The organism is Anaerofustis sp. NSJ-163, from assembly GCF_024135845.1.
Lineage (GTDB): Bacteria > Bacillota > Clostridia > Eubacteriales > Anaerofustaceae > Anaerofustis > Anaerofustis butyriciformans.
This window is the reverse complement of sequence record NZ_JAMYJV010000004.1, coordinates 186,864-198,084: the sequence shown is the minus strand read 5'-3', so window position 1 is coordinate 198,084 and position 11,221 is coordinate 186,864. Positions and strand designations below refer to the sequence as shown.

Genomic DNA, 11,221 nt, shown 5'->3' with positions numbered 1-11,221 from the left:
AAAGACCTTTGAAAGATTTTTTTAAAAAATATTTTATTGATACATTGTCAAGTATGGCACTTGGACTGTTTTCTACTTTAATTATAGGAAGTATATTAAATCAAATAGGTGTTGTATTTCATATAAGTTTTTTAACTGATACATTGTATCCGGCTTTAAAAACAATGACAGCACCTGTTATAGCAGTCAGTGTTTCATACGGACTTAAGGCTGATCCTCTTGTAATATTTGCATGTGGGGGTGCAGGATTAATAGGAGGAGACCCTATAAGTGCTCTTCTTTGCGGGATAAGTGGTTCCGTGGTAGGTATGCTTATTTCAAAAAGGACAAGCATAGATATAATCGTAACTCCGATTGTTACAGTATTGGCGGCAGGTATAGTTGGATATTATGTAGGACCTATAATGCAGGATTTTATGGCATTTTTAGGTGATATAATAATGAAAGCCTGTGAGCAAGAACCTTTTGTAATGGGAATTTTGGTAAGTGTAATTATGGGGATTATTTTAACACTTCCAATATCTTCCGCAGCTCTTGGTATAATGCTTAATTTATCCGGACTTGCTGCAGGAGCAGCGTGTGTGGGATGTGCTTGCCAAATGGTTGGTTTTGCGGTAATGAGTTTTAGAGAAAATAAAATTGAAGGTCTTATTTCACAAGGACTTGGGACAAGTATGCTTCAAATAGGCAACATTATGAAAAAGCCTGTGCTTTTCTTACCACCTATAATTACAAGTGCAATTTTAGGACCTGTGTCTACTGTTGTATTTAAAATGACAAATACGGCATACGGTGCGGGAATGGGAACAAGCGGACTTGTAGGTCAGTTTGGTATGATTGAAGCTATGGGAAGTTCAACCGGTGTTATTGCAATGATGATTTTAATGCATTTTGTTCTTCCGGCTTTTATAACCCTTGTAATAAGTGAAGTATTTAGAAAGAAAAATATCATCAAACCAGGTGATTTAAAATTAGATTTAAAATAGGAGAATTGGTATGGAAAAATTATTTAACAGTACAAGAGACAAAAACAATAAGCTTACACCTTCAAAAGCTATAATAAAAGGTCTTAGTGATGATGGTGGTTTATTTGTTCCTGAATTTTTAGATGAAGTAAAATTTGATTATAAAGAGTTTATAGGTAAATCTTATAATTACATAGCAAAAACAATTTTAGGTTCTTTCTTAGATTTTTCAAAGGAACAAATTGATTATTGTGTAGATAAAGCTTACAGTTTAGATAATTTTGAAAATGAAAATATTTTTAACGTTGTTGATGTAGAAGATGGGCTTTCTGTTCTTGAATTATTTACGGGAAATACAATCGCTTTTAAAGACTGTGCTCTTTCCATTTTACCTCTTTTATTAAATTGTGCAAAAGACAATGTAAATGACAAAGATGATGTACTTATTTTAACAGCTACAAGCGGGGACACTGGAAAAGCTGCTTTAGAAGGATTTCATGATATAGATGGTATTGATGTTATAGTTTACTATCCATATAAAGGTGTATCAAGACTTCAACTTCTTCAAATGCTTACTCAAAAAGGTAATAATGTAAAAAGTTATGCGGTAAAAGGTAATTTTGATGATACTCAAAATGGTGTAAAAGAAATTTTTAATGATAGTGAATTTGCAAAGGAACTTGAAAAATACGGAGTAAAACTTTCTTCTGCAAACTCAATTAATATAGGAAGACTTCTTCCTCAAGTTGTTTATTATTATCATGCTTATGTAAGATTAATAGAACAAGGAAAAATTAAAGAAGGAGATAAAGTAAACTTTATAGTTCCAACAGGTAACTTTGGAAATATTTTAGCTGGATATTATGCTTATTTAACAGGTCTTCCTGTAAATAAATTGATATGTGCTTCAAATGACAATAATGTACTTTTCGATTTCTTCAAAACAGGTGTTTATGATAAAAACAGAGAATTTAAAAAGACAATTTCTCCTTCAATGGATATTTTAATTTCTTCAAACCTTGAAAGATTAATATATCATATGTATAACTCAGATGATAAAAAAGTAAAAGAACTTATGACTAAATTAAGTGAGGACGGAAAATATACAGTTGATAAAGAGTATATGGATAATGCTGACAATTTCATCGGAGGATACGCAAGTGAAGATGAAATAAGAGAAGCTATAAAATACGTTTATGAAAACGACGATTACTTAATGGATACTCATACTGCTGCAGGATATAAAGTATATAAAGATACAAAAGAAGATGATACATATTCTGTATTATTATCTACAGCGTCAGCTTATAAATTCTCTAAAGACGTATATCACTCAATTTTTGATGATGAAGTTAATGCAAGTGATGATGTTGAGTATATGTATAAATTAAACGAAAAAACAAATGTAAAAATCCCAAAAGCCGTTGATAATATCGAAAACTTCGAAAGAAGAGAAGAAGAAGTTATTACAAAAGAAGATATGAGAAATTCAATAATAAAATATATAGAAGGTAGAAAATAATGTTTGAAATAAAAGCTCCGGCTACAAGTGCCAATATATGTTGTGGATTTGATACATTTGGACTTGCAGTAACTTTATACAATACTTTTAAAGTAGAAAAAAGTGATAAATACATATTTGACGGAAGAGTAGAAGACATTAACAATACAAACAATCTTATTTTAACAAGTATGCTTACTGCTTGTAGATTTTTAGATAAAGAACCGGTTCCTGTAAAAGTTGATGTTTTTAGCGATGTTCCTTCAACTAGAGGACTAGGAAGCAGCGCAACTTGTGTTGTAGCAGGAATAATAATGGCATATAAAGTTCTTAATGTAGAGGTTGATATTGATGATGTGTTCAATATTGCCTCAAGTATAGAAGGACATCCCGATAATGTAGCTCCTTGTATTTTTGGTGGTACTACGCTTTCTTATAAACAAGATGATGAGTTTAAATATTATAAAATAAATGCAAATAAAAAATATAGGATATGTGCGTTTATTCCTCGTTTTAAGCTTTCAACAAAAAAAGCAAGAAATGTTCTTCCGGAAAAATATTCGAGAGAAGATGTTGTATTTAACATACAAAGAGCATCTTTACTTCCTCTTAGTTTAGAAAGAGGGGACAGTGAATTTGTTAAAGATGCACTTCAAGATAAAATTCATGAACCATATAGAAAAGACTTAATAAACGGATATGATGATGTGGTAAATTTAACTAAAAAATATGGTTTTGTGGGAACATATTTATCCGGTGCAGGGCCTACCATTATGGGTGTCTATGAAGGAAACATTGATCTTAAAAAATTAAGATTTGATTTAAGAAAATTAAAAGATAAATATGATTTATATCCTTTAAAGATTGATTTTAACGGTGTAAGATATTAAAAAAAGATGACTAAATGTCATCTTTTTTTATTCTTCCAACCAAGAAGAAAAATCTGCATCACTTGGCATTCTAAAATCTCCTCTTGGACTTAAACTTACCGAACCAACTTTGGGAGCGTCCGGTGTACATGAACGTTTAAATTGAGAAATGAAAAATCTTCTCATAAAGTTATTTAACCATTTTTCTATTACTTCATCTGAATATTTTTCTTTAAATGCTTGTTTTGCAAGGAAATGAAGTTTGTTTTTCTTTGCACCGCATCTTATGAAGTTATATAAGAAGAAATCATGAAGTTCATAAGGACCAATGTTATCTTCTGTTTTTTGTTCTATCTTTCCGTCTTTTGTTGGTGGTAAAAGTTCAGGGCTTATTGGTGTATCTAAAATATCAAGTAATATTTCTTTTGTTTTTTTATCGCTTATCATAGCAACTGTTCTTACCAAATGAGAAACCAATGTCTTTGGAACGCTTGCGTTTACTCCGTACATACTCATATGGTCACCGTTATATGTGCACCAGCCAAGTGCCATTTCGCTTAAATCTCCAGTACCAACTAATATTGCACCATTTTTGTTTGCCATGTCCATAAGAATTTGTGTTCTTTCTCTTGCTTGTGTATTTTCATATGTTATGTCATGTATGTTTATATCATGTTCAATATCTTTCATATGAAGAGTTGCAGCTTCTTTTATGCTTATTTCTTTTATAGTTACATTAAGGGATTTCATTAAATCAAGTGCATTAGTATAAGTTCTATCAGTTGTTCCAAATCCGGGCATTGTAATACCAATTATATTTTCACTTGGAAGTTTTAAAAGTTTCATTGTTTCACTTGCAACAAGTAAAGCCAATGTAGAATCAAGTCCCCCTGATATTCCAACGACTAATTTCTTAAGCCCTGTATGTTCAAGTCTTTTTGCAAGGGCAGAAGATTGAATACTGAATATTTCATTACATCTTTCAATTCTAAGTTCTTCATTGCTTGGAATGAATGGATGAGGATCAATATATCTATCAAAATCAGATATTTCATTATCAATAAAATGTCTTTCAATAACATCATATTCTAAATCATATTCTCTCTTATTATCATTAAAACTCATATTTTGACGTCTTTGGAAATTTAGTTTTCCCATATCTATATATGAATAAGTAAGTTCATTTTCTCTTTCAAATCTTTTGCCTTTATTTAATAAAATACCATTTTCCGCAATTACACTGCTGCCGCCAAATAGTAAATCTGTAGTTGATTCATGAACACCGGCGGAAACATATACATATCCGCATAAGCATTTCGCACTTTGAGATACTATTAAGCTTGTTCTGTATTCATCCTTTGAAACAACTTCATTGCTTGCAGATATATTTAAAATTAAATTTGCTCCGCTTAATGCAAGATTACTGCTTGGAGGGATAGGAACCCATAAGTCTTCACATACTTCTATTCCTACTGTTAAGTCTTTTCTTAGTTTAAATAGCATTTGACCAAAAGGAACTGTCTGATTTGCAATTTTTATTTCATCATAAACATCTCTTCCACTTGCAAACCATCTTTTTTCATAAAATTCATTATGAATTGGAATATATTGTTTAGGTATTACGCCTAAAATTTCACCTCTAAGCATCATAACAGCACAGTTATATAAAGCATTTTTATATCTAATAGGCATGCCAACAACAATTGCAATGTCAATTTGCTTTGTGTATTTTAATATATCTAATAAAGCTTTTTCGCATTGATCTAACAGCGTATCTTGAAAAAATAAGTCTGCACATGTATATGCACTTATAGATAACTCGGGTGTTATAAGTATCTTTACATTTTTTTCATTTGCTTTATTTATTAATTCAATTATTTGTTCTTTGTTGTATTCGGGATTTGCAACTTTTACCTTTGGAACTCCTGTTGCAACTTTTATAAAACCATAATTTTTCATTTCTTTTACCTTCTTAAATAATTAATAACAATTAATTATAACATAATATATTTAAAATGAAAATAAGATAGTTTTTTCATATTATATTTATTTGTAGAAAAAGCTCGAAGTTTGACAATTTATTGGGTTCGTAGTATACTTTATGTCAAAGTTTAATTATGTAAAATCAATCATTTTTTTATTATTTGGGGAGAAAAAAATTGACGAAGAAAAAAAGATTAATAATATTATTATTAATAGATATTTTAATAGTGTCATTCAGTATGATAATGTCACTTTTATTAAGGTTTGATTTATTTATAATACCTTCAAGATTTTTATATCCTGCACTAAGATTTTTACCACTTGATATTGTAATTGCAATAGCTGTTCTTGCTATTTTCAAAATGTATAACAGAGTATGGACTTATGCATCTATGGATGAAGTCGTTTCTGCTTTTAAATCTGCTGTTGTAATTGAAATTATTTACATTATTTATCATGTTTACTTAGATGTTGGGATGCCAAGAAGTTACTATTTCTTTGATTTTACTTTTCTTTTTGTATTAATTGCACTTTCTCGTTTATCTGTAAGAATTTATAAAGGAATCATTATAAGAAAAAATAAAAGCGAATTAAAAAGAAATGTTATGATTATAGGTGCCGGTTCTGCTGGTTCTTTGCTTATTAAAGAAATCAGAAACGGTATGAAACACTATGAAGTAGTATGTATAATAGACGATAATGAGGAAAAAAAAGGGAAATATATACATAATATCCCTATTGTTGGCGGAAGAGATGATATTTTATTTAATATTAACAAATATGACATAGATGAAATAATTATAGCAATGCCTTCTGCATCTGTTGACACAATAAGAGATATTATTACTATATGTAATCAAACTAGTGTAAAACTTAAAATATTACCAGCAATTTCAAAAAGCCTTACTACATCTTTAACTCAAAAGGTCAGAGAAGTTAATTATGAAGACTTACTTGGAAGAGCTGCTGTAGATATAAAAAATAAAGAACTTAGGACTTTTATTGACGGAAAAACCGTTATGGTTACAGGGGGTGGAGGAACTATCGGTTCTGAACTTTGCAGACAAATTGCTGCAAATAAACCTGATAAGTTGCTTGTTGTTGACATATATGAAAATACGGCATATGAACTTCAAATGGAACTTAAAAGAAAACATCCTGAGATTGATGTACGTGTGCTTATTGCTTCCATTAGAGATTATGATAGAATGGAGTGTATATTTAAAAAATATAATCCTCAAATTGTTTATCATGCAGCTGCACATAAGCACGTTCCTTTAATGGAATATTCTCCTAACGAAGCTGTAAAAAATAACTGTAAGGGAACTTTAAATCTTGTTAATCTTGCGGATAAATATGAAGTTAAAAGATTTGTATTAATTTCTACAGATAAAGCTGTAAGACCTACAAACGTTATGGGGGCTACCAAGAGAATATGTGAAAAAATTATACAAAGCTATAATAAAATTTCTAAGACAGAATTTGTTGCTGTAAGATTTGGTAATGTACTTGGAAGTAATGGCTCTGTTATTCCTTTATTCTTAAAACAAATAGAAGAAGGGGGACCTGTTACCGTAACTCATAAAGAAGTTACAAGATTTTTCATGACTGTAAGAGAAGCTGTTTCTCTTGTAATTCAAGCAGGACTTCTTGCAAAAGGCGGCGAAATCTTTGTTCTTGATATGGGAAAACCTGTTAAAATTTATGACTTGGCGGTTAACTTGATTAAATTAAAAGGTTATGTTCCAAATGAAGACATAAAAATAGAAGTTGTTGGGTTAAGACCCGGAGAAAAAATGTATGAAGAAATTCTTATGGAAGAAGAAGGTCTTACAGGAACAAAAAATCATATGATTTATATTGCAAAACCTATTGATATAGATATAGACAAGTTTTTTGTTGATTTAGATAATCTTATTGATACTGCATATAAAAATCCGGATAATATTAGGGAAGAAATAAAAAAACTTTGTCCTACATATAATGAAGCAAAAAATGATTAATATAAGTATCTTAAAGTGATTTTTATCATTTTAAGATACTTTTTATTAATAAACGATTAAAAATTTGTCAAAATATTATATTTAGGTGTATAATATGTATTTAGTAATAAGGAGAAAATCTGTGGATAGTATAAGTAAAAAAAGTAATTTATTTTTTAATATTATGCTAATCATTACAATGATTGTATTCGTATTTAGAAATACATTATTATCTGAGCTTGACAATGCTTTTAGTATAAGCTTTAATTTGTTATGCTTTTTTTTGTGTATTGTTTTATTCTTAATAAATTATTCTAAAACCGTAGATACCTTAAATTTAAAGAGCATAATAAAAAATAACATTGTTATTATATTATATTTTATTATAAGACTTTTTACTTTTGTAATAAAAGGATTCGATTTAATCACATTTAACAGTATTATGGTTGAGTTTTTTCTTTTGGTTATATTTTTTAGAGGTATTAATTTTAATGGTAATAATCCAAAGAAAATACTATATCCATGTATGGTAATCATTACTGTTGTATGTGTATTTTTTGTTTTAAGGGCATTTTATTATATTGTGATTGGAAATAGCTTATTTGATGCACTTTTAAAATCCCTTACTTTTAATATATCAGGAAGTGTTTTTGATGTTAATCCGAATGATCCGGGTATACTAGTTATGTTTGTATGTGCCTTTTTACTTTCTTTTGTAGAGAAAAAGAATATATATATATATTTATTTTTAACATCACTTGTTGCATATTTACTTCTTTGTGGATGTAGAAGTGCATGTGTTGGAATAATTGCTGTTTTAATATCTATGTTTATTTATAAAAAATATAAAAATATTAATTGCAATAAAATAATGCTTTCAATGCTGATATTTTCATTTATATATTTAATGAGCTTGTTTACCTGCACTATGATAAATAAGGACACAATTGTTTTTACACCTTTTGAAAAAAGCTGGAATCATTATAGCTCAACAAGGTATATGCTTGATAAGTATACTATCTTATCTTTGGAAGATGATTTTCTTCTTGGGTTTGGTTCTTTTAAATATACGGGAGAAAAAAGATATGAATATTTAATGGAACATTTTCCTCAAGTTGTTGATGTTAGACTCGGAGCAGATGCAAACTATGCAAATAAATATAAAAGTTTAAATGCTCATAATGGATTTTTAGATTTTATTGCCGGAAATGGTATAATATGTTTAGCATTGTTTTTATATTTTATTATAAGTAAAATAAAAAATATAGATGATAAAGTGTGCAGAAAATATTACTTACCGATTATTTTTATGATTGTTGTTTCAAATTTTGAAAATACAATTTTAAATATAATTCCATTTATGTTTTTCTTGATACTTTTATTTATATCATGTATGGAACATGATAATTTGAATCTTGATAAATCAACTTAAAAGGAAAATTTTAAGTGTAGAAAATAAAAAATTAAAATATATAATATTTTTAATAGGAGTTAAAAATGGGAAATAATGAAAGAATTTTTTTAGCATCTCCTCATATGAGTGATGAAGGATATGAACAAGAATACATTAAAGAGGCTTTTGATACAAACTGGATAGCTCCTCTTGGTGCAAATGTAAATAACTTTGAAAAAGAAATATGTGATTACACAGGTGCAAAAGATGCAGCTGCTTTAGTTAGCGGAACATCTGCAATTCATCTTGCAATTAAACTTTTAAACATTGGTAAAGATGATATTGTATTTTGTCAAAGTCTTACTTTCTCAGCAAGTGCTAATCCAATAATTTATGAAAATGCAACACCTGTTTTTATAGACAGTGATTTTGAAACATGGAATATGAGTCCAAAAGCACTAAGGGAAGCTTTTGAAAAATATAAAGAACAAGGAATAAAACCAAAAGCTGTTATAGTTGTTCATCTTTATGGTATTTGTGCTAATTTAGATGAAATAGTATCAATTTGTAAAGAATATGATGTGCCTTTGGTTGAAGATGCTGCTGAAAGTTTAGGAAGTATTTATAAAGGTCAAATGACAGGAACTTTTGGTGATTATGGAATACTTTCTTTTAACGGAAATAAAATCATAACATCTTCAGGTGGAGGTATGCTTCTTGTAAATACTCCTGATAGCAGTGAAAAAGCAGCAAGAGCAAGATTTTTATCGACACAAGCAAGAGAAAATAAAAGATATTATTATCATAAAGAAGCAGGATATAACTACAGAATGAGTAATATTGTTGCCGGTATTGGAAGAGGTCAGCTTAAGGTATTAGATAAAAGAGTTGAACAAAAAAGAGAAATATATTTCCATTATAAAGATGCTTTCAAAGATATTAAAGAAATAAAAATGATGCCTATTGATGACGAAAATACAAGATGTAACTGCTGGTTATCTTCAATACTTATTGATGAAAAATCAAAAGTTAAACCTCTTGATATTATTTTAAAATTGGAAGAAAACAATATAGAAGCAAGACATATTTGGAATCCAATGCATAAACAACCATTCTTTGAAAAATATGATTATATTGATAACGGAGGAGTAGGAGAGTATATCTTTAATAACGGTGTATGTCTTCCATCTGATACAAAAATGACGAAAGAAGATATGCAAAGAGTAAGCGACATAATAAAGACTCTTTTTGAATAATTATGATTAGAAAAAGAACCTTTTACGACAAGTACATAAAAAGAATTATAGATTTTTTACTTTCTTTAATCGGGATAATTATTTTAAGTCCTGTTTTATTGATTGTTTCTATTATGGTAAGAACAAAATTAGGTTCTCCTATTTTATTTAAACAGGAAAGACCTGGGTTAAATGGTAAAATTTTTAAAATGTATAAATTTAGAACTATGACAAATGAGACTGATGAAAACGGAGAGCTTCTTCCTGATGAAGTTAGGCTTACAAAATTCGGTCAATTCCTTAGATCATCAAGTCTTGATGAACTTCCGGAAATGTTTAATATATTAAAAGGTGATATGAGTATTGTAGGTCCAAGACCTCTTTTAGTAAAATATCTTCCTTTATATAGTGAAAGACAATCTCACAGACATGATGTAAGACCGGGGCTTACAGGTTATGCACAGGTTAATGGCAGAAATGCGATAAGCTGGGAAGAAAAGTTTGAACTTGATATATTTTATGTAAACAATTCTTCTTTTATGGTGGATTTAATGATATTCTTTAAAACCATTAAAAAGGTTTTTGACAGAGAAGGAATAAGCAGTGATACTTCTGTAACAATGGAAGAATTTAAAGGTTCAAGAGAAGCTGAAGAGGTTGTATAATGAATAAAGTTGTTGTAATAGGCGGCGGTGGACATGCTAAGGTTGTTATTGACATTATAAAGAAAAACGGTTATAAAGATGATGAAATAGCTGTTTTAGATGATAATTTGAATATAGGAACAAAAATTCTAAATGTAGAAGTAAGGGGAAAAGTTAAAGATTGTATTCAATTTCCCAAAGATACAAAGTTTATTATTGCAATTGGAAATAATAAAGTAAGAGAAAAAATAGCAAATGAATATAAATTTAACTATACATCATTTATTCATCCCAAAAGTATAATCGCTGAAGATGTAAAGATAGGTGATGGTTGTGTAGTAATGGCAGGAGCAGTAATAAACAGTGGTAGTGTAATATCAGATCATGTTATTGTTAATACATCAGTTTCAATAGACCATGACAGCAAAATTGATGATTTTGCTCATCTTTCTCCCGGAGTTCATATGGGAGGAACTGTTAAAATAGGTAAAAGAAGCTGGATTGGTGTAGGAAGCAGTGTAAAAAACAATATTACAATATGCGAAGATGTTACTGTTGGTGTAGGCAGTGTCGTAGTTAAAGATATAAAAGAAAAAGGTGTTTATATCGGCTGTCCTACTAAAAAATTAAACAAGTGTATGGAGTAATA

9 protein-coding genes are annotated in these 11,221 nt (G+C 29.1%); 8 read left to right on the top strand and 1 reads right to left on the bottom strand.

What is annotated here, in order from left to right; all coding sequences use genetic code 11:
* The first annotated feature begins 8 nt into the window (after positions 1–8).
* Genes M6G78_RS07220 through thrB form a run of 3 tightly spaced genes read left to right on the top strand, consistent with a single transcriptional unit; the run spans position 9 to position 3,356 of the window.
* Positions 9–986: a PTS transporter subunit IIC gene (locus M6G78_RS07220; RefSeq protein WP_253230011.1), complete on the top strand. Its 978-nt coding sequence runs from the start codon at positions 9–11 to the stop codon at positions 984–986.
* 10 nt (positions 987–996) lie between these two features.
* Positions 997–2,487 (top strand): threonine synthase, encoded by a 1,491-nt coding sequence (gene thrC / locus M6G78_RS07215; RefSeq protein ID WP_253230010.1) that lies wholly within the window; start codon positions 997–999, stop codon positions 2,485–2,487.
* Entirely contained in the window at positions 2,487–3,356 is an 870-nt protein-coding gene (gene thrB / locus M6G78_RS07210; RefSeq protein WP_138268778.1) for a homoserine kinase, read from the top strand. The genes thrC and thrB overlap by 1 nt, the downstream gene beginning before the upstream one ends.
* Before the next feature lie 27 nt (positions 3,357–3,383).
* On the opposite strand, the gene M6G78_RS07205 is transcribed toward thrB, so the two are convergent.
* Complete coding sequence (locus M6G78_RS07205; protein WP_138268777.1) at positions 3,384–5,294, bottom strand: NAD(+) synthase; 1,911 nt, start codon at positions 5,292–5,294, stop codon at positions 3,384–3,386.
* Between the two features lie 263 nt (positions 5,295–5,557).
* Between M6G78_RS07205 and M6G78_RS07200 the strand changes: the two genes are divergently transcribed.
* From M6G78_RS07200 to M6G78_RS07180, 5 genes are all read left to right on the top strand, one after another.
* Positions 5,558–7,321 (top strand): nucleoside-diphosphate sugar epimerase/dehydratase, encoded by a 1,764-nt coding sequence (locus M6G78_RS07200; RefSeq protein WP_138268814.1) that lies wholly within the window; start codon positions 5,558–5,560, stop codon positions 7,319–7,321.
* Positions 7,322–7,442: 121 nt separating this feature from the next.
* Entirely contained in the window at positions 7,443–8,732 is a 1,290-nt protein-coding gene (locus tag M6G78_RS07195) for a hypothetical protein (protein ID WP_253230009.1), read from the top strand.
* Between the two features lie 65 nt (positions 8,733–8,797).
* Positions 8,798–9,949 carry an aminotransferase class I/II-fold pyridoxal phosphate-dependent enzyme gene (locus M6G78_RS07190; RefSeq protein ID WP_138268679.1) on the top strand — a complete coding sequence of 384 codons (1,152 nt, stop codon included), beginning with the start codon at positions 8,798–8,800 and terminating at the stop codon, positions 9,947–9,949.
* Positions 9,950–9,951: 2 nt separating this feature from the next.
* Positions 9,952–10,593: a sugar transferase gene (locus M6G78_RS07185; RefSeq protein ID WP_138268680.1), complete on the top strand. Its 642-nt coding sequence runs from the start codon at positions 9,952–9,954 to the stop codon at positions 10,591–10,593.
* Entirely contained in the window at positions 10,593–11,219 is a 627-nt protein-coding gene (locus M6G78_RS07180; protein WP_138268681.1) for an acetyltransferase, read from the top strand. Before M6G78_RS07185 ends, M6G78_RS07180 begins: the two co-directional genes overlap by 1 nt.
* The last annotated feature ends 2 nt before the right edge of the window (positions 11,220–11,221 follow it).